At 71.1% G+C, this 17,767-nt stretch carries 16 protein-coding genes; 1 reads left to right on the forward strand and 15 read right to left on the reverse strand.

The features are described 5' to 3' along the window. Positions 1 to 245 precede the first annotated feature (245 nt). The 12 genes from AC07EJ_RS43045 to AC07EJ_RS43100 form a co-directional block, all read right to left on the reverse strand. Positions 246 to 1,493: an LLM class flavin-dependent oxidoreductase gene (locus AC07EJ_RS43045; protein WP_478886287.1), complete on the reverse strand. Its 1,248-nt coding sequence runs from the start codon at positions 1,491 to 1,493 to the stop codon at positions 246 to 248. After that, entirely contained in the window at positions 1,490 to 2,881 is a 1,392-nt protein-coding gene (locus AC07EJ_RS43050) for an NtaA/DmoA family FMN-dependent monooxygenase (protein WP_389484128.1), read from the reverse strand. The genes AC07EJ_RS43045 and AC07EJ_RS43050 overlap by 4 nt, the downstream gene beginning before the upstream one ends. A gap of 111 nt (positions 2,882 to 2,992) precedes the next feature. After that, positions 2,993 to 3,967: a fumarylacetoacetate (FAA) hydrolase gene (locus tag AC07EJ_RS43055; protein WP_478886288.1), complete on the reverse strand. Its 975-nt coding sequence runs from the start codon at positions 3,965 to 3,967 to the stop codon at positions 2,993 to 2,995. 37 nt (positions 3,968 to 4,004) lie between these two features. Further along, positions 4,005 to 5,303 carry a pyridoxal phosphate-dependent aminotransferase gene (locus tag AC07EJ_RS43060; RefSeq protein ID WP_478886289.1) on the reverse strand — a complete coding sequence of 433 codons (1,299 nt, stop codon included), beginning with the start codon at positions 5,301 to 5,303 and terminating at the stop codon, positions 4,005 to 4,007. A 47-nt stretch (positions 5,304 to 5,350) separates the two neighbouring features. Then, the gene (locus AC07EJ_RS43065) at positions 5,351 to 7,129 is read right to left on the reverse strand and encodes an AMP-binding protein (RefSeq protein ID WP_478886290.1); all 1,779 of its coding nucleotides are present in this window, start codon (positions 7,127 to 7,129) and stop codon (positions 5,351 to 5,353) included. Then, entirely contained in the window at positions 7,129 to 8,244 is a 1,116-nt protein-coding gene (locus tag AC07EJ_RS43070) for a Glu/Leu/Phe/Val dehydrogenase dimerization domain-containing protein (protein ID WP_389484137.1), read from the reverse strand. Before AC07EJ_RS43070 ends, AC07EJ_RS43065 begins: the two co-directional genes overlap by 1 nt. A gap of 73 nt (positions 8,245 to 8,317) precedes the next feature. Further along, the gene (locus AC07EJ_RS43075; RefSeq protein ID WP_389484139.1) at positions 8,318 to 8,881 is read right to left on the reverse strand and encodes a type 1 glutamine amidotransferase; all 564 of its coding nucleotides are present in this window, start codon (positions 8,879 to 8,881) and stop codon (positions 8,318 to 8,320) included. Then, positions 8,878 to 9,708 (reverse strand): amino acid kinase family protein, encoded by an 831-nt coding sequence (locus tag AC07EJ_RS43080; protein WP_389484142.1) that lies wholly within the window; start codon positions 9,706 to 9,708, stop codon positions 8,878 to 8,880. Before AC07EJ_RS43080 ends, AC07EJ_RS43075 begins: the two co-directional genes overlap by 4 nt. After that, entirely contained in the window at positions 9,705 to 10,760 is a 1,056-nt protein-coding gene (gene argC, locus AC07EJ_RS43085) for an N-acetyl-gamma-glutamyl-phosphate reductase (RefSeq protein WP_389484145.1), read from the reverse strand. The genes AC07EJ_RS43080 and argC overlap by 4 nt, the downstream gene beginning before the upstream one ends. Next, the gene (locus tag AC07EJ_RS43090; protein WP_389484147.1) at positions 10,757 to 11,611 is read right to left on the reverse strand and encodes an ATP-grasp domain-containing protein; all 855 of its coding nucleotides are present in this window, start codon (positions 11,609 to 11,611) and stop codon (positions 10,757 to 10,759) included. The genes argC and AC07EJ_RS43090 overlap by 4 nt, the downstream gene beginning before the upstream one ends. Position 11,612: 1 nt before the next feature. Further along, positions 11,613 to 11,798, reverse strand: coding sequence for a lysine biosynthesis protein LysW (locus AC07EJ_RS43095; protein ID WP_081222306.1), 186 nt, complete (start codon positions 11,796 to 11,798; stop codon positions 11,613 to 11,615). Positions 11,799 to 11,894: 96 nt separating this feature from the next. Continuing rightward, positions 11,895 to 13,052: an isopropylmalate synthase gene (locus AC07EJ_RS43100; RefSeq protein ID WP_389484149.1), complete on the reverse strand. Its 1,158-nt coding sequence runs from the start codon at positions 13,050 to 13,052 to the stop codon at positions 11,895 to 11,897. 259 nt (positions 13,053 to 13,311) lie between these two features. On the opposite strand from AC07EJ_RS43100, the gene AC07EJ_RS43105 reads away from it, so the two are divergent. Then, the gene (locus AC07EJ_RS43105; protein WP_389484152.1) at positions 13,312 to 14,073 is read left to right on the forward strand and encodes a maleate cis-trans isomerase family protein; all 762 of its coding nucleotides are present in this window, start codon (positions 13,312 to 13,314) and stop codon (positions 14,071 to 14,073) included. A 54-nt stretch (positions 14,074 to 14,127) separates the two neighbouring features. Here the strand turns inward: AC07EJ_RS43105 and AC07EJ_RS43110 are convergent, their stop codons facing one another. The 3 genes from AC07EJ_RS43110 to AC07EJ_RS43120 form a co-directional block, all read right to left on the reverse strand. After that, positions 14,128 to 14,817, reverse strand: a complete 690-nt coding sequence (locus AC07EJ_RS43110) for a response regulator transcription factor (protein ID WP_389484154.1) — start codon at positions 14,815 to 14,817, stop codon at positions 14,128 to 14,130. 28 nt (positions 14,818 to 14,845) lie between these two features. Beyond that, the gene (locus AC07EJ_RS43115; protein WP_478886291.1) at positions 14,846 to 16,063 is read right to left on the reverse strand and encodes an IS701 family transposase; all 1,218 of its coding nucleotides are present in this window, start codon (positions 16,061 to 16,063) and stop codon (positions 14,846 to 14,848) included. A gap of 409 nt (positions 16,064 to 16,472) precedes the next feature. Continuing rightward, complete coding sequence (locus AC07EJ_RS43120) at positions 16,473 to 17,735, reverse strand: MFS transporter (RefSeq protein WP_478886292.1); 1,263 nt, start codon at positions 17,733 to 17,735, stop codon at positions 16,473 to 16,475. Between the last annotated feature and the right edge of the window lie 32 nt (positions 17,736 to 17,767).

The raw sequence follows: 17,767 nt of genomic DNA on the forward strand, positions 1-17,767 counted from the left end.
GGTGAAGATTCGACACCTCCACCACACACGGAGGCCTTCGCCCTCTTCAAGGCCCGCGCGTGTCAACAACGCTCATGCTCAATACAGCTAGCGCCAGATCCGCCTGCGGAGGCCGTCGAGCGAGCGCGACCGTGGCCCGGACCGCATGGCATGGCATGGCATGGCATGGCAGAAGCCTGATTCCGGAACCAGCTTCGTGCTGTCCTCGTCCCGGGATCAAGCTCCCTCGGTCACACCGGGACTCCTCAACCCGCCGTCGCGTAGCGGCTCGCAGGTCGGGGGAGGTTCAAGTGGCCGCGCAGGGTGGTGGATTCGTACTGCGTGCGGAATGCGCCGCGGTGTTGCAGTTCCGGGACCAGGCCGCGGGTGATCGCTGTCAGGTCGTGGGGCAGGGTGGCCGGGCGTAGGCGGAAGCCGTCGAGGCCGGCTGAGCGCCAGTCGAGGAGCAGGTCGGCGAGTTCGGCGGGGGTGCCGGTGAAGATCTCGGCGTCGGAGGCGAGTTCGGTGCCGGCCACCTCGTCGAGGCGGGCCTTGCGGCGGGCGGCGGCGCCGGGTTCGTCGTCCAGGAGGACAAGTAGGTCCGCGAAGGTTCGTAGCGGCCGTTCCGTCACGTCTCTGCCCGTGCGGAGCACCGCCTCGTCGATCTGGGCGAGGATCGCCGCGACGCCGGCTCTGTCGTGCGGGGTGACGTGGACGACGTCGGAGCTGAGCGCTGCGAACTCGTACGGGGTGGAGGCGTGCGCGAGGCTTGCCACCAACGGCTGTCCCTGGGGAGTGCGCGGGGTGATCGAGGGTCCCTTCACGCTGAAGTTCGCGCCTTGGAAGTCGATGTGGTGGACCTTGTCGCGGTCGATGAAACGGCCGGTCGGCGCGTCCCGTATCTCCGCGTCGTCCTCCCAGCTGTCCCAGAGTCGCCGTGCCGCTTCGACCACTTCCGCGGCCTCCGTGAACAGGTCGCGCAGCCGCGCGGCGATCAGCTCCGAGTCGGTCACGTCCTCGTCGGTGAGCTGGGGGGTGGTGCGGCGGCCGAAGTGGGCGGCGTCGGCGGCGCGCGACGAGATCTGCGGGCGCCAGCCGGCGCGGCCCTTGGCGGCGTGGTCGAGCGTGGCGATGCCGATGGCCAGGTGAAACGGCTCGGTGTGGGTGACGTTCGTGGTCGGGGCGAGGCCGATGTGGGTGGTGAGCGGGGCGAGGTGGGAGGCGAGCAGCACCGCGTCCATGCTGCCCCTGACCTGGTCGGTGCGGTCGTCCGGCCGGTGGAAGGCGGCGGACTGGAGCCCGAGGGCGTCCTCGAAGGTGACGAAGTCGAGCAGGCCGCGCTCGGCCTCCGCGACGAGGTCGGCCCAGTACGCGGCGGTGAGCAGCTCGCCGGGCCGGGCGCCTTCCTCGCGCCAGGCGGCCGGGTGCCAGCCGGCGCCGTCGAGCGCGACGGCCAGGTGCAGCAGGGCGCCGGGGGTGCCCGTCGGGTCGTCGGCGGCGGTCGTACCCGTCATGCGGAGGTCTCCTTGTCGTCGCGCGGGGTCGGTCCGCCCCAGCCTGCCGGGCGGGGCGCGCCGGACAGGCCCAGGTGGTCGCGGAGCGTGCTGCCGGTGTAGTCGTCCCGGTGGACGCCCTTCTCCTGGAGCAGCGGCACCACCCGGTCCACGAAGTCGTCCAGGCCGCCGGGGGTGAGGTGGGGGACGAGGACGAAGCCGTCGGCGCCCTCGGTCTGGACGTAGTGGTCGATGGCGTCGGCGACCGTACGCGGGCTGCCGACGAAGGTCTGCCGGCCACCGACCTCGATGACCAGCTCCCGGATCGACAGGTTCCGCTCCTCGGCGAGCTTGCGCCACTGCCGGGCCGTCTCCCCCCTGCCCTTGCGGAACACGGAGTGCCCCTTCAGAAGGTGGGCGTCATCCTCCGGCTCGATGTCGGGGAGCGGTCCGTCGGGGTCGTAAGCGGACAGGTCGCAGCCCCAGACGGCCTCCAGGTGGGCGATCGCGGTCTGCGGGCTCACCAGTTCACGGCTGATCTCCTCGGCATAGGCGGCGGCCTCCTCGTCGGTATCGGCGACGACCGCGTTGGCGGTGGGCAGGATCAGCAGATCGTCGCGGCCACGGCCGTACTTGGCGAGGCGGCGCTTCACGTCCCGGTAGAAGTCCCGTGCCGCGTCGATCTTGCTGTGTTTGCTGAAGATGACCTCGGCGTCGGACGCGGCGAACTCACGGCCCGCGTCGGACTCCCCGGACTGGATGATCACCGGGTGCCCCTGCGGCCCGGGCGGGGTCGTGAACCGGCCGGATATGTCGAAGTGCTGGCCCCGGTGGTCGAAGCGGCCGGCCCCGGCGGTGGCGTACTCCCCCGTCGCCGCGTCGGCTCGCAGATCGCCCTCGGCCCAGCTGTCCCACAACTGCCTTGCCGTGCCGAGGAATTCGGCGGCCCGGGTGTAGCGGTCGGTCTCCGGGAGGAAGCCGCCCCGGCGGAAGTTCTCGCCGGTGAAGGCGTCGTAGCTGGTCACCACGTTCCACGCGGCCCGCCCGGCGCTGAGCCGGTCCAGGGTGGCGAACCTGCGCGCCACCTCGTACGGCTCGTTGAAGGTGGCGTTGACCGTGGCGGCGAGGCCGAGATGCGTGGTGACGGCGGCCAGGGCGCTGAGCACGGTCAGGTTCTCCGGGCGTCCCGCGATGTCCAGGTCGTAGACGTGGCCTTTGTGCTCGCGCAGCCGCAGGCCTTCGGCCAGGAAGAAGAAGTCGAACTTGCCGCGTTCGACGGTCTGCGCGAGCCGGATGAAGGAGTCGATGGAGATCTGGCTCTGGGAGCGCGGGTCCGACCAGACGGTGACGTTGTGGATGCCGGGCAGCTGGGCTGCGAGGTGCACCTGTTTCCTGCGGGTGGCGGGCACGACTCGGTCTCCTCCTGCGAGGTCTGACGGCGGGACGGGGTGGTCGCTCTCAGAGCGTGCACGGGCCGGTCGGCGTCTGCACAGCTCGACCGGCCCCGCTTCACGAGGTTTTCATGCCGTGGTGACACGCTCCGGCGTCTCTGCGGCGAGGGGCGCCGGGGCTGCGGCCGGGGTGGTGGACGGGGGCGGCGAGACGTACCGCACCTGGTTCTCGAAGGCCACGCCGTGGCTCTTCACGTCGATGGCGATGCGGTCGCCGTCGGCGATGCGGAACCCGTCGTGGAAGCTCGCCTCGTCCGCTCCCAGGAGGACGTAGTTGACCAGCCCGGGCCGTCGCACCGCCGGGAACGTGAACAGGTGGTCGGCCATGTCCTGCACCCGGTAGTAGAGGGCGTCGTCGCCGCAGTCGAAGAGGCCCTCCCAGGCGGTCGCGCCGTCCCGGACGATGGTGACCCGCCCCGTCACCGTGCGGGGCGGCGGACCGAGGAACAGCCAGGGGGTGAGAGCGGTGTCGCACAGCTTGCAGTACGGGTTGTAGCCCGGGTCCTGCCGGTGCAGGCCGATGTCGCACAGGTCGTTGCCGAAGGTGTAGCCCGCGTAGTGCGGTGTGCCGTCGGCGTCGTTCACGTAGACCAGGGCGACCTCGGGCTCCTCGATGAGGGCGACCGGGTGCGCGGGCACGTTCAGCGCCTCGCCCGGCAGGCGCACCCAGTCGCCGAACCCCTTGAAGAACCACTTGGGCGGGGTGAACTCCCCGTCCTCGGACGCTGTTTCGCCGCCCCACTTCTTCTTGTGGGTGCCCATGAAGCCGCTCAGCAGGGCGTTGCCCGTGGCCGCCGGCAGTAGAGGTGGCAGCAGCTGCACCTCCGGGTCCCCGGCAGTGACGGTGACGGTCTCCGCGCCCTCGGTGAGGGTGGCTCGCAGGGCTTCCTCCGAACCGTCCGTGGCGATGAACGCGGCGGCCGTATCGCCGTCTTCCACTCGGTACAGGGTCTGCTGGGCGCCGTTCTCGGGGCGGCCGAAGCCGACGTGGCGTGCGCCCTTGTACAACGCCTCGAAGAGGACGGGCAGGTGAGGGTGGGACACGGATGACTCCTCTTGCGCGTGGGTGAGTTGAGGCGGATCAGGGGTGAGGGAGGAGGGCGGGTGCCTGCGCGCCCGTGAGGTCGGCGAGCACCTCGCCGACCCGGTCGACCGACTCCCGTATCCAGGGCAGGTCGAGTGGTTCCACGACGTCCAGCGCGGCCGTGCGCCGCTCGTGGGTGTCGCCGTAGAAATGGCTTGTCGCCGCCCGGATGCGCAGGGGGCTGCCGGTCTCCCCGAAAGCGCTCGCGGGCAGGACTCCGACCCCGTGGCGCTCCGAGAGGAGGCCGGCCAGCGCGTCCCCGTCGCGCACTCCGTGTGCCTGGGCGAGGTGCTCCCGCAGGGGCTCGAAGTCCGGGTACAGGTAGCAGGTCGCCGCGACGGGGGCCAACTCCGCGCCTGCGGCGGTGAAACGGGCGGCGACCGCGCGCACGACCTTCTCGTGGAGCCGTCTGCTCGCCGTGATGCGCTCGACTACCTCGACCGGCTCCCCGAACGCGTACGCGGCCGCCGTCTGCACCGGGGCGGGCGGGCTCGACCAGATCTGGCTGGCGATCGCGACGAGCCGGGTGTGCAGGGCGCGCCCCGGTTCGCTGTCGGGCAGCCGGGCCACTCCCGTGCGCCAGCCGCCGAGCGCCAGGTTCTTGGTCAGGCCGGTGGTGACCACCGTCCGCTCCGGCGCGTACAGGGCCGGGGAGACGGCCGGCGTGGAGGTGTCGTACACCAGATCGCCGTAGATCTCGTCGGAGACGACGAGGAGGTCCAGTTCGTGTGCCGCATCGGCAAGCCGTCGTACGGTGTCGGCCGAGGCGACCGTGCCGGTCGGGTTGTCCGGCGTGGTCACGACCACGGCCCGCGGGTCCTGACCCGCGGATCGGGCGTCGGCGACCGCCTCGCGCAGCCGGTCCGGCTCGGGCACCCCGCCCTGCCCAGGCAGGATCGGGACGGGGATGGGCCGGGACCCGGCCAGCCGGGCCTGCGCCGTGTAGCTGACCCAGCTCGGAACCGGGACGATCACGTCTCCGCCGATGGCGAGCAGCAGCGCGAACAGCAAGGACTTGCTGCCGGGACCCGCGACGACGAGTCCCGGGTCGACGCCCAGGCCGCGCCGCTCCCAGTACCCCGCAACGGCGTGACGCAGGGCGGGACTTCCGGCGACGGAGCCGTACGCGTTCTCGGCTGCCGCGGCGGCGAGCCGGTCCCTGAGCGCGGGCAGGACGGGCAGGCCGATCTCCCCGCTGGCCATCGACAGGACCCGTTCCCCGGCCCGGCGGCGTCGGGCCAGGGCCTCATCGGCGGCGAGGGTCGCCGACATGGGAACCGGTGCGGGGTGGGGCATGACAGCTCCAGCGATCGGGGGGACGGGTGACGGGGATGAAGTGCCTTTCAGAGCACCCGTGATGAGGATGACGAGGCGGACGCCGACGTCGACGTCAGGGTGTACCGCTCGCGCAGCTCGGCCTTGCGGACCTTGCCGGTCAGCGTCTTCGGGAGGGCGGGGACCAGTTCCAGCCGGTCCGGCAGGAAGCGGGCGTCGTGGCCCGCCTGCGCGACCCGGTCCCGTACCTCCTGGAGTGTCGGGCCCCGGCCCTCTCGCGGGACGACGACGGCGACGATCACGTCCCCGGGCCCGGCTCCCGTGTGGTCAGCCGGCGGCTCCAGGCCGACCAGCGCGGCCTCGACGGCCTGGGGATGGCTGCCGATCACCGCCTCCAGCTCCGTCATCGGCGCCACCTGCCCGTCCCGCAGGATCGCGTCGCGGGCCCGGCCGATGATGCGGATACCGCCCCTGCCGTCGTCGCGGGCGAGGTCCCCGGTGTCGAACCAGCCGTCCGCCCCGAGCTCGGCCGCGAACGCCTCCGGACGCCGGTGATAACCGAGCGCGAGGGACGCACCCCGCACCTTGAGCCTGCCTACGGAGCCCGGCGTGCCGGAGGCCTGCGCGCCTCCGAACTCCGCGGACGTCTCGATGCGAATCTCCATGGCCTCGATGGCGCTGCCGTTGCTCCGCGCCGACCAGCCCGCCGGGTCCTCGGGCCGGGTGGTGGTCACGGGACCGTTCTCGGACATGCCCCACAGGGAGTGGGCGCGGGCCCCGAGCGTCTCGTGGACCTCGTCGGCCAACTCCTGCAGGACCGGGGCCGAGCCGATCACCACGTGCCGCAGCGTGCTCGTGTCGCGCCGCTCGGCCCGCTGGGACGCGGCGACGTCGGCGAGAGTGGCGGGAGGCCCGTAAAGGAGGGTCGCCCCGTACCGCTCCACCAGGTCGAGCAGCGCCTCGTTGCGGCGTACGTCCTGGAAGGCGACCGTGCCGCCCAGCATGACGCCCGCGAGGACGCCCTGCGCGAACCCCGAGTAGTGGACCAGGGGTGTGGACACCGCCGCCACCCAGTCGTCGCCCGCCCCGAACGCGTCGACGTAACCGCGTACGGCCGAGTGGACCGTGTTCGGGCTGTGCAGCACGCCCTTGGACAGGCCCGTGGTGCCGGAGGTGAACAGCACCACGAACGGGTCGTCCGCGCCGAGGGCCAAGCCGTCCAGGCGGGCGGCGGCGTCCTCACGCTCCTCCCGTTCCTCTGCCACGAAGTGCTCGTGGAAGGAGAGCGCGCCCTCGGGGACCGGGCCGTCGACCACCGACACGTGTTCGAGGGAGGGCAGTTCACCCTGGAGCCGAGTGACGATCTCCGCCAGTGGTGTACCCGCCCATCGGGGAAGGGTGACGCACACCCGGGCCCCGGTGAGGCCGAGGCGGTGGCGCAGCTCCTCCTCCGTGCAGATGGGCGAGATGGGGATGATGACGGCGCCGACGCGGATGGAAGCGAAGATCAGCGGCACCATCTCCCATCGGTTGGGGAGCTGTACGGCCACGAAGTCGCCGGGCCGCACGCCGAGTTCGAGCAGGCCCAGGGCGAACCGGTCGGTCAGCCGGTTCAGTTCGGCGTAGTCCAGGGTGTCGGTGCGGGATTCCGCGACGCGGCGGCCCGCGACGGCCAGCCTGCGCGGACGCAGGGCGGCCTGGCGGTGGAGGTCGTCGAGGAAGGTCTCCTCACGCCACCAGCCACGGCGGCGGTACTCGGCGGCGCGCTCCTCCGGGACGACCGCGGCCACCGGGGTGGACCGCTCCCCCGCCGTCGTCCCTGCACGCGCCGTGGCCGTCGTGCTCATCAGCGGTCCTTCCTGCGGGCGGCCAGCAGCTCGGGCAGCGGGTTGCCGGCGCGGGCGGCGGCGATCTCCAGCAGGTCGCGGGTGTTCTGCCGTACCCGGTCACCGACCCAGTCGAAGACCCATGCCTTGCGCGCCTCGGCGGGCAGGTCGAAGGGGACGACCCGGGTGACGGCGAGGGCCGCGGAGGCGGCGCCCCCGATGTTGGCGATGACTCCGGGGACCAGCGCCGCCCCCGAGGCGGCCACCTTCTCCTTCGCGGCCGCGCTGGAGGCCAGGTTGGCGCCCTCCACCACCAGGCCGGCCCGCAGGCGGTGGGTGTTCTCGGCGGTGAGCGCGTACTTCTGCGCCGCGAGGATCAGGATGTCCGCGTCGACGTCCAGCCAGGCGTCGGGCTCGCCGGAGAGCTGGACGCCCTCCGGGAGACGGGTGCGGTCGATGCGGCCGAACTGGTCGGTGACGGCGACGAGTTCGGCGACCGGAAGCCGGTCGGCGCTGATCGTGCCTTGGACGTCCGCGATGCCGACGACGACGTGCCCACGGTCCTCGAGGAACCGCGCCACCGCCCGGCCCACCGCGCCGAAGCCCTGCACCACGACCCGGGCGGGCTCGGTACGGCCGCTCGCCTCCAGAGCGGTGATCGCGGCGACGCCGACCCCGTGGCCGGTGGCGTCGATCAGGGGCTCGTAGTACGTACGCCAGTCGATCGGCATGTCGGGGGCGCCGAGGCGGTAGCGGGGGTCGTAGTTCGCCTCGGCGAAGAAGACGGCGCGGTCGGCGGGGGTGACGCCCATGTCGATGCCGAGGTGGATGCCGCCGTGCAGGAGCGGCTTCACCGTGCGGCCGAAGGTGCGGAACGTCTCCTCGCGGTCGGTGCCGTCGGAGACGATTCCGGCCTTGGCCCCGCCGATGCGCAGCCCTGCCAGGGTGAACTTCTCGGTCATGTCGCGGGCCAGGCCGGCGACCTCCTCCTCGGTCACCCCCGTGGTCATGCGGGTGCCGCCCATGGCCAGGCCGTCGACGAGCGTGTCGACGACCACCCATCCCTTGATGGCGCCGCCGCTGCCGTTGAGGTGGACGGTGAGGGCGGGGTCCTGCGGCTCTTCCAGAGCACTCATGGCGAATTCCTTGCGTCTGGTGTGTGAGGGATCTCAGGAACTGAGAGGTGAGGGGAATCGGGCGGGGTCAGGGTCACTGGTAGAGCTGCGCGAAGCCGCGCAGGATCTCCAGGCCGTCCTTGCGGAACTCCAGATGGGCCTGGGAGCCGAAGACTCGGCCGTCGTCGGAGCGGAGGAACTCGACGGGCGCGTGCTCGGAGCGGCCGATGGTGCGATAGCCCGCCGGGGCCTCCTGGAGGTAGAGGGTGTGCCGGTGGAAGACGGTGACCGTCGGCTTCACGTAGGTGAAGAGCGGTTCCTGCGTGTCGACCTGTGCCTCGTAGCCACCGACCCGCTGCGGTCCTTCCTCCAGGCGGCCGCCGGCCGCGACGGAGAGGATCTGCATACCGCCACAGATGCCGAAGACCGGCACGTCCGTGGCGGTGACGAGGTCGATCAGTGGCTTGTAGTACTCGGTGTCGTACGCGCGTACCTTGGTGCCGCTCAGCACGATCGCCTGGTAGCGGCCGTCCACACGGGCGGGTACGGACAGGGCGTCGGACGTCTCGGTGTCCGACCCCAACGCCTCGAACCGGGACCGGAGTTGCTTGAGGGACAAGGTTCCGTTGTTGACGACGAGTACACGGGGCCGCGTCATGCGCTCGCTCCTGATGTGTGAGTGGAGGGCCGCTCGTCGGTGATGACCGTGCCGGTTCGGCCGTCCAGCAGCTCGGTGACGGCGGCACTGCCGATGACGACGCGACGCACTCCGTGGTCCAGGGCCTCCCCCGCGGCTCGCAGCTTCTTGCGCATGCCGCCCTTCGCTCCCTTGTCGCGGAAGGCGGCCGCGGCCGGGCCGCTGATGAGCCTCACCGGTTCGCCGTCGATCAGGAGGTGGCCGACGTCGGTGACGAGGACCAGGTCGGTGGCACCGGTGGCCCCGGCGATGGCGGCGGCGGCCCGGTCGGCGTCGGTGTTGACCTCCTGGCCGGCCGCGTTCCGTGCGAGCGGGGTGACGAGGTGGGCGTGGCCGGGCCGGAGACTCTTCAGCGGGGTCACGTCGACACCGGTGATCGGGCCGACGAGGTTCTCCAGCTCGACGAGTTGCTTCTCCCGCCACCACCAGCGCTCGCCCTCGCCGGCGCTGACCAGACCGTCGCTGCCGAGCAGCCGTTCCGCGGTGATGCCGCGGTCCTCGAGCCTCCCCAGGACGTCCGCGGCCAGTTCGGCGCTGACGGCCTTGATGTCGTCGATGACCTCGGGCGTGGTCCAGCGGCTCTGGTTGCCGTAGCGGTCGCGCAGGATCGCCGACGGTTCGCTGTAGCGCGCGCCGAGACGCTTGAGCGGCTTGGACCAACCGTGCACGAGGACCAGGGGGCGGTCCCGGCCGTGGCGGGCCAGGTCGTCCCACCAGCTGCCGTCGAGGTCGTCCAGGCAGCTGCCGCCGAGCTTCACGACCGTAGGGGCAAGGTGCTGTGCGCTCATGCCGGCATCACCGGCTGCTGCGTCAGTCCTGTCTCCTCCGGCAGGCCGAACCGCAGGTTCACAGCCTGCACCGCCTGTCCGGCGGCGCCCTTGACGAGGTTGTCGAGCGCGGCGAGCACGACGATCCGGCCGCCTTCCTCGTCGTGCAGGACCGTCACGTCGGCGAAGTTGGACCCGAGGACGACCTGGGGGTCGGGCACCGGGATCAGCGTCTCGTCGTGCCGTCGCACGCGCACGAACGGGCGACCCTTGTAGAAGCGCAGGTACGCCCGCGACAGCTCGCGCTGGTCCACCTTGTCGTCGGTGAAGACGTACGAGGAGGTCAGCAGACCGCGCACGTTGGAGACGCCGTACGCCGACATGGACAGGTTGCCGACGGCGCCGGGCTTGCTCCGCTCCAGGAAGTCGGCGACCTCGGCGGCGTGCCGGTGCCCGGTCGGCGAGTACGGGGCGATGGCCCCGGCCCGGAACGGGTGCAGGTCGGAGGTGCGCAGTTGGAGTCCGCCGCCGCTGGAGCCGCTCTTGCCGTCCACCACGACCGTCTTGAGGTCGAGGCCGAGGCCGAGCGTGAGCGGCGCCAGTCCCAGGGTGATCGCGGTGGCGTAGCAGCCGGGCAGCGAGATGAGCGCGGCGTCCTTCAACTGGTCGCCGACCAGCTCGGGTACGCCGTAGACGAAGCGGTCGGCCAGGTCGGTGCGTCGCGCGACCTTCGGGTACCAGCGGTCGTGCAGGTGCGGCGTACGGATGCGAAAGGCACCGCTGAGGTCGACGACGGCCGGGATCCGGTCGGCGAAGAGGGAGGCCAGCTCGGCCGAGACCGGCGCCGGGGTGGCCAGAAAGAGGACGTCGACCTTGTCCGCGACCTCCTCGGTGACGGGCTCGACGGTCAGTCCCTGGTGGATGCGCAGACCGGGGTGGAGCTCGGAGGGGCGCCTGCCGATGCTGGAGGCGCCGCCGAGGAAGGTCAGTTCCAGGTCGGGGTGCTGGGTGATGAGTCGGATGAGTTCGCCGCCGGCGAGCCCGGAGGCACCGACGACTCCTGCACGGATCATGCGAGCAGCTCCTGCACGTAACGGCCGACGGCCGAGGGGATGTCCGCGCCGGTGGCGGAGGCCACCGCCCGGAAGCCGGGCGCGTGGTTGACCTCGTTGACGACGTAGCCGTCGGGGGTGCTGAAGAGGTCGACCCCGTAGATCCCGGGTCCGAGCACATCCACCACTCCGTCGATGATCTTGAGTACGTCGGGGTCGTGGGCGACCGCGCGGTTCTTGTTGCCGAGAGCGGCGTTGTTGCGCCAGTCGCTCCCGCCACTCTCGAACTCCGCGGCGCCGATCAGTTCCCGCCCGACGACGAAGCAGCGCACCGAACGGCCGCCCAGGTACGGCTCGACCACACTGGCCTGCTCGAAGGCGTGCGCCAGGTCCTCGATGTAGTCGTAGACCGAGTGGGCGGTGTCGGCATGGCGGATGAGCGTGACCCGCTTGCCCATGCCTCCGAAGACGGGCTTGAGGACGAGGGGCAGCGGCAGCTCGCCGAGCGCCTTGTCGAAGTCCTTGCGGGAGAGCACGAGCCGGTGGTCCGGCACCGGCACGCCCGCCGTGTGCAGCAGGGCGCGCAGGGCGGCCTTGTTCTCGCAGGCGTGGATGGCGCGGGCCGTGTTCAGGGTGGGGACGCCGGCCGCCTCGGCGAGGGTGGCGATCAGTCCGCCGCGGGTGTAGCTGCGGCTGCGGATCAGGAGGGTTTCGTAGCCCTTGACGGCCGGGGCGTCCGGGTGGCCGAGGGAGAGGGATTCGTCGTTGATCCAGTCCAGACGGAGTCCGAAGGCCGGGGCCGCCTCGATCAGCAGGCGTTCCTCCCAGGCGATCCGATCGGCGACGACCGCGACAGCGCGCTGACTGCCCATGTCACTGGCCCCAGTCGCGGAGCTGCACCTCGATCATCTCCAGCGTCAGACGACCGTCCTCGACGGCCTCGACGCGGAGGGTCAGGATGCACTCGGGGCAGGAGAGGGTCTCGCCCTTGGTGACCGGGGGCACGGTCAGGTCGGTCTCGCACTCGGGGCATACACCGGTCAGAGTGGCGGTGGACATCAGTCAACTCCGTTTGGATGGACGGGACATACGGGTGCGGTGTTCCTGCGTGCGGGATGTTCGGACGTGCGGCGTGATCCTGCGTGCGCGCGGAGTTCAGGCGTGCGCGGGGCGGAAGTCGATCGCGGCCTTGCGGATCGCGTCCCGGTCGAGCGTCGGGCGCCCGTTGCGCTCCTGCCGCTGGGCCAGCCACGGGGTGAAGGCGTCGATGTCGACCTCCAGGCCCGAGTCGGTCAGCGCCCAGGCGACCAGAGCGGTGGTGAGTCGGCTACGGACCCGCAACTCACGTCTGTTGCCCACGAGTTCGGCGGGCAGCGTCTCGTACGCCTCGGGGTGGTTCAGCTGCCCGGGGAGTTCGTAGGCGAAGGCGTGCGGGGTGGTCGGCCCGGACTGGAAGGCGTCCCCCAGGCCGGCTCCGCCGAGGGCGATCCTCGACAGTTCGGTGAGATGGCTCAGTTCGAAGCGGGTGTCGCCGTGGATCACGCGCAGCGAGGTGAGCAGCTCGGCCAGCGGGGCGTTGCCCCCGCGCTCACCGATGCCACCGACGGTGGCGGAGATCCACCGGGCGCCGGCCCGGACCGCGGCAAGGGAGTTGGCGACGGCCATGCCCAGCATGTTGTGGGAGTGGATCTCGATCTCGGAGCCGTCGATCGCGACGATGTCCGCGATCACACCTTCCATCTGCCAGGGGGACAGATAGGCGACGGTCTCGGCGAGCCGGAACCGGTCGGCCCCCGCCGCGAACCCCGCCGCGACGTAGGGGACGAGGCGCTCCTTGGGGGTGCGGGCGCCGTCCTCGCCGCTGAACGTGACATGGAAGCCGCGCTCCTTGGCCTGGGTGATCGCCGAACGTGCCAGGGTCTGGAGGAACTTGGGGCTGGCCGAGTCGAGCTTCAGCCGTGCGTGCTCCTCGGAGGTGGGGATGGAGTACATGATGTGGCGTACGCCCAGGCGCTCGGCCTCGTCGAGAGCCCGCGCGACCTGACGGCGGTCACGTACGACAAGGAGCGTCATGCTGCGCTCGGGGCCGACGGCCTCGTGGGTGGCGAGGACGAGATCGGCGTCCTTGGAGTCCGGCCCGGAGACCATGCCCACCTCGACGAGCTCGACGCCCGTACGCACCAGCAGGTCCGCGATGGCGGCGGCGTCATCGGGGCCGAACTCGACGCCCGCCATGTGGGCGGAGTCCCGCAGCGTCGCGTCGGATATCCGGGGCGGCCTCTCCAGTTCTTCGAGGCTCTCTGCTTCTGCCATTTCCTTCACTCCTTGTTCCCGAAAGGTCTGCATTCCCGAAAGGGTCTGTGAATCGGAATTCGGGGGGGGCACCGGCCTGATCGCCGATCAACATCCTTCGCCGCCGGGCCCGAAAGAGCAATATCGTCCGCGTCAGGCCTGTGTGGTGGAGTGTCAAGGAATGTCAAGAAGGAAAGGGACTCCTGGGCGGGTGTGTGCTGCCTGCCAAATATCGGTTGAGCAAGGGCCGTTCACAGCACTCGCGTCCTAGTGTGCGGTCATGGATCTCTTCTCGCTGCCCCGGCTGGGGGTCGTCGTTCCACCGGAAAACCCCACGGCGGAACCCGAGTTCAATCATCTGCTCGGCACCGCGATGAACGTGTACACCTCCAGGTTCCCGGTGACGCCGGGAGCCGGGCTCAGAGCCATGCTGGAGACGTACAACGAGGTTCTGCCCGCCCTGCTCGGCAGCTTCGGCGAACTGCGGCTGGACGCCACCGTGGTGGCGTGCAGCGCGTCGCACTACCTGCTGGACCCCGAGGGTGACCGGGACTTCTGCGACGAGCTGTCCCGACGCGCCGGCTCCCCCGTGCGATCCTCGACGCAGGCGATCCTCACGGCCTGCGAGGCGCTCGGGGTGACCCGTCTGACGCTCGTCTCCCCCTACCAGCCATGGCTCACCGACACCTCGCGCACCTTCTGGGAGCGAGCCGGTCTCACGGTCGACGGGATGGTGCTCGTTCCTGCGGGTGCGGCTGCGGACGGCGGTGCGCACTACGACCCGTACGAGGTCACCACCAGGACGCTCCTGACGCACATACGGGAGGGGGAACTGCCCGCCGACACCGCCCTGTTGTTCACAGGCACGGGCATGGGTACCCTCGCCGCGCTCGACGAGCTGGCCCGACACGACCCGGGGCGCACCCTGCTGTCCTCGAACCTCGCATCGGCCTGGTGGGCGCGGCGGGCGGCGGGAATCACCGAAGAGGCACACCACCCGTTGTTGCGAAGGCTGGAGCGCACGTCGGTCCGCACGGCGTGACAGGAGGGCCCGGGAACGCGACCACGCGTCCCCGGGCCCTGGCTCGACCGGCTCTCACCCGGCAGACGTCTCGGCCATGCGCCATGCGTACCCCATGCGGTAGCCGACACCCCGGACCGTGATGATCCAGCCGCTGGAGCCGAGTTTCGCCCGGAGGCTGCTCACGTGCGTGTCGATCGTACGGCTGCTGTGGCCCCAGTTGCTTCCCCAGACCCGGGCCATGAGCTCCTTTCGCGTCACGACCGTTTCGGGGGTGGCGGCCAAGGTGTAGAGCAGCTCGAATTCCTTCGACGTGACGCCGACGAGCCGGTTGTGCAGACGCACTTCACGCAGGCGGGGATCGATATGCAGATGGCGAAGGGAGATGGCGCCGGGAAGTACCTGCCGGGGCTGGGAACGGCGCAGCACCGCCTCGATGCGGGCTCCGATCTCACGGAATCCCCAGGTTTTCACCACGCAGTCGTCCGCGCCCGCGTTCAGGGCGAGAACACGGCCCAGTGCGTCGTCGGCATCGGTGACGGCTATGAGCGCGGTCTCACCGCTGTTCCGCAGTTCTCTGCACAATTCCAGTCCGTCGATGTCGGGCAACTCCAGGGAGAACAGCAGCAGATCGGCGTCACCGGACGCGCGCAGGGCCCGCTCTCCGGTGCCGACGCTGCGAGCTGTGAATCCCTGGCGCCGGAGATCGCTCACCATGGTCGCGGCGTCCTCGGCGTTCTGCTCCACCACGAGTACTTGTCGCACGTGCCCACCCCTGTTCCTCGGCTTCACGTCAGTTCGAGGCGCCGGCGAGTGCGCCGGCGGGTGCGCGAGGTGGGTCGGGTGGTACGGCCTGTCCGCCGTCGGCGGCGGACAAGCGCTGGTAGATGTAGGCGGCCGAGGCCATGGTCATGTGATGGTGCCAGCCGGGGAAGGAGCGACCCTCGAAGTCGAGGGCGCCGAACCGCTGCCCGAGCGTGGCCACGGCGGAGAGCGCCGCGGAGTGGCTCCGGGCCAGACGGAAGTTCTCCTCCACCCGGCGGTCCGTGAGTGTCGTGAGCCAGTACCGGGCGGGCTGCCGGCCTTCCGGGTCGGGCCGTTCCAGGGTGCGGTACCGACGGGAGCCGGCCCCGTCAGCGCCTCCGGGTGCGGGCAGCCCCACCGTGTCCGCGTGGGTATGGACCGGCACGCCCCTGACGGGGCCGTCGGGGGCCTGCCGCAGGAGCACGTGCGTCTGGCGGCCGTGCCGCACCTCCATGAGCGCGCTCACCGTGGTCACCACGGAGGCGTGCCGTCCTGTGACCACCTGCTGGTCCGGGGAGACCTCGCACACGACGTCGGCCCGCAGCCGGGCGAGACCCGCGAGGACCCCGGCCACGTCGTCGCACCGGGTGAGGTCCAGCACCCACGGCAGGCGCGGGAGTTGAGGCTGATCGGCCATCTCGGTGGCGTACCGGACCACGTGATCGGCGGCGGTGCGTCCCACCTCGGCACCGGGGATGCGCGCACGGCGCCTGCGCTCGCGGTCCGAGTCCCACTCTCCCCCGAGCACGAGACTCCAGTCCACCGGGTAGGACTGGGTGCCCGAGGTGAGGAACAGGCCCAGTGCCCTCTGGCAGTTGACGGTGCGTCCGGTCGCCGCGTCGATGCGTCGGTGCACGCCCGCCGAGTGCTCGCCCCGCTTGGGGATGACGAGTTCGGCGACGGTCCAGGCGTGCGGAGTCGTCCGCGCGGCCACCAGTCGGGCGAGCCGTCGGCGCACCCGAACCCAGTTCCACGGACTGGCGTTGATGAACTGGTGCAGGCCCCGCGCCGCAGCCGTAGGTAGGGGGCCGGCCCGTGCGATGCGCCGCAGTGTCTTCTTGCCGGACACGTGGATCAGGGCCCACAGATACGCCTGGGCCCAACGCCGTTGCTCGGGGCGCTGGTTCACCCCGAAGACCTCGTCCATGAACCTCCGCATGCGTGCGCCGTCGCCCGGCGCCCCCGCGCGTATCTCACTCGACGACATCCGACGCCACGCCCCCTCGATACCGGTCACCGCCCGCACCCGAGTGGATGCATGGCACATACGTACGAGGTGAAAGTACCGTTCCGGCCAGGGTTTACCCGGGTCCGCCGTCTACTTTGCGAGGTCGCGGGCTGACCTGCGTAAACGCCTCCCGTGGGACTCCGAGCGAGTGACACGCGCGGGCCGGGAAACAGGCTCTACCAGGGGTGAAGCGGCGCGACGGACATGTCAGGTGAAATATTAACAAGTCATGAACTTGCCTCAAGTGCCGTACGGAGACGCGGCTTTCGGCGACCGCGCCCCGTGACCGGCAGGGTGCGACGACCCGCCGGGCGCGGGTGACCACGGGGCGACTTCCGCCGCCGGAGTGCTGACGGCCTCCGACGGCGGGTCGTCGCGCCTCAGCGCGTCAGGCCGCCGGGTCCGTCACCGCCGCCTCCGCAGGAGCGACGGGCCGTCGGGCGGGGAAACCCGCCTGACGGGCGTACAGGACGACCGCGATCACCGGCAGCAGGAGCAGCAGGACCGTCCAGGGGAAGGACTCGCTGCCGACCACGTCGAGCAGGATGCCTCCGACGATGCCTCCGCCCGCCATCGCCACGTTCCACAACGTGACGAGCATGGCCTGGGCCGAGTCGGCCGACTCGCCGCCCGCGTCACCGACGGCGGTCTGGAGCAGCGTGGGCACTCCACCCCAGCCCAGACCCCACAGCACCGCGGCGACGTAGACGAGGGCGGTGGTGTCGGAGAGGACCGCCAGGAGCGCGGCGGCGAGGGCGACCAGCAGGGCGCCGTCGATGGTGAGTCCGCGGAGCCGTCGGTTGATCTGGGCGCCGACGATCCAGATGCTCGCGAGCGACGCGGCGCCGAAGACGAGGAGCACCAGGCCGGTGCTGCCGCCCAGGCCCAGATGGTCGAGGTAGGTGGCAATGTACGCGTACAGGATGGTGTGGGCGAGGACGAAGACGAGGGTGACGAAGAGGACCGGAGTCACTCCCGGGATACGCAGGGTGGGCAGCATCCTGGGCCGCTCACCGCGCTCCTGTCCGGGGAAGTCCGGGACGGCCGCGGTGATCCATGCCAGGAGCAGCAGCGTGAGCGCCGTCATCGCGAGGAACGCCACGCGCCAGCCGAGCCAGTCGCCGAGGAACGTACCGGCGGGCACACCGAGGGCGAGCGCGACGGGGATGCCCGCCATCGCGACGGCCATCGCCTTGCCCTGGAGGTGGGCGGGGGCCATGCGCCGCGCGTAACCGGCGAGCAGGGCCCAGGCGAGACCGGCCGCGACACCGGCGACGAACCGCGCCGCCATCGTCAGTTCGTAGACGGACGACACGGCGGTCACCGTGTTGGCGAGGGCGAAGCCTCCCATGGCGGTGAGCAGCAGCCTCTTGCGCCGCCAGCCCGCGGTGGCCGCGGTGAGCGGGATCGCGGTCAGGGCGGTGCCGATCGCGTAGACGGTGACGGTCTGGCCGGTCGCGGACTCGCTCACATGGAGGTCCTGGCTCATCGCGGGCAACAGACCGGCGGGGAGGGTCTCGGTCAGGCTGGTGATGAAGACGGCCGTGGCGAGGGCCAACAGGGCGAACAACGGAAGCTTCCGCTGTTCCTCGCCTTCGCTCTTCGGGTCCGATGCCGCGGCGACGGGCGCCGTGTCGGGTGCGGTGCTCATGGGATGTGCTCCAGGTGTTCCGGAAGGAGGTG

Source organism: Streptomyces sp. NPDC045026 (assembly GCF_056432625.1).

Coding starts and splice junctions, on each gene's coding strand:
- AC07EJ_RS43100 (WP_389484149.1), bottom strand. CDS start 13,052: ATGGCAGAAGCAGAGAGCCTCGAAGAACTGGAGAGGCCGCCCCGGATA.
- AC07EJ_RS43070 (WP_389484137.1), bottom strand. CDS start 8,244: ATGAGTGCTCTGGAAGAGCCGCAGGACCCCGCCCTCACCGTCCACCTC.
- argC (WP_389484145.1), bottom strand. CDS start 10,760: ATGATCCGTGCAGGAGTCGTCGGTGCCTCCGGGCTCGCCGGCGGCGAA.
- AC07EJ_RS43090 (WP_389484147.1), bottom strand. CDS start 11,611: ATGGGCAGTCAGCGCGCTGTCGCGGTCGTCGCCGATCGGATCGCCTGG.
- AC07EJ_RS43045 (WP_478886287.1), bottom strand. CDS start 1,493: ATGACGGGTACGACCGCCGCCGACGACCCGACGGGCACCCCCGGCGCC.
- AC07EJ_RS43105 (WP_389484152.1), top strand. CDS start 13,312: ATGGATCTCTTCTCGCTGCCCCGGCTGGGGGTCGTCGTTCCACCGGAA.
- AC07EJ_RS43060 (WP_478886289.1), bottom strand. CDS start 5,303: ATGCCCCACCCCGCACCGGTTCCCATGTCGGCGACCCTCGCCGCCGAT.
- AC07EJ_RS43065 (WP_478886290.1), bottom strand. CDS start 7,129: ATGAGCACGACGGCCACGGCGCGTGCAGGGACGACGGCGGGGGAGCGG.
- AC07EJ_RS43080 (WP_389484142.1), bottom strand. CDS start 9,708: ATGAGCGCACAGCACCTTGCCCCTACGGTCGTGAAGCTCGGCGGCAGC.
- AC07EJ_RS43120 (WP_478886292.1), bottom strand. CDS start 17,735: ATGAGCACCGCACCCGACACGGCGCCCGTCGCCGCGGCATCGGACCCG.
- AC07EJ_RS43095 (WP_081222306.1), bottom strand. CDS start 11,798: ATGTCCACCGCCACTCTGACCGGTGTATGCCCCGAGTGCGAGACCGAC.
- AC07EJ_RS43115 (WP_478886291.1), bottom strand. CDS start 16,063: ATGTCGTCGAGTGAGATACGCGCGGGGGCGCCGGGCGACGGCGCACGC.
- AC07EJ_RS43075 (WP_389484139.1), bottom strand. CDS start 8,881: ATGACGCGGCCCCGTGTACTCGTCGTCAACAACGGAACCTTGTCCCTC.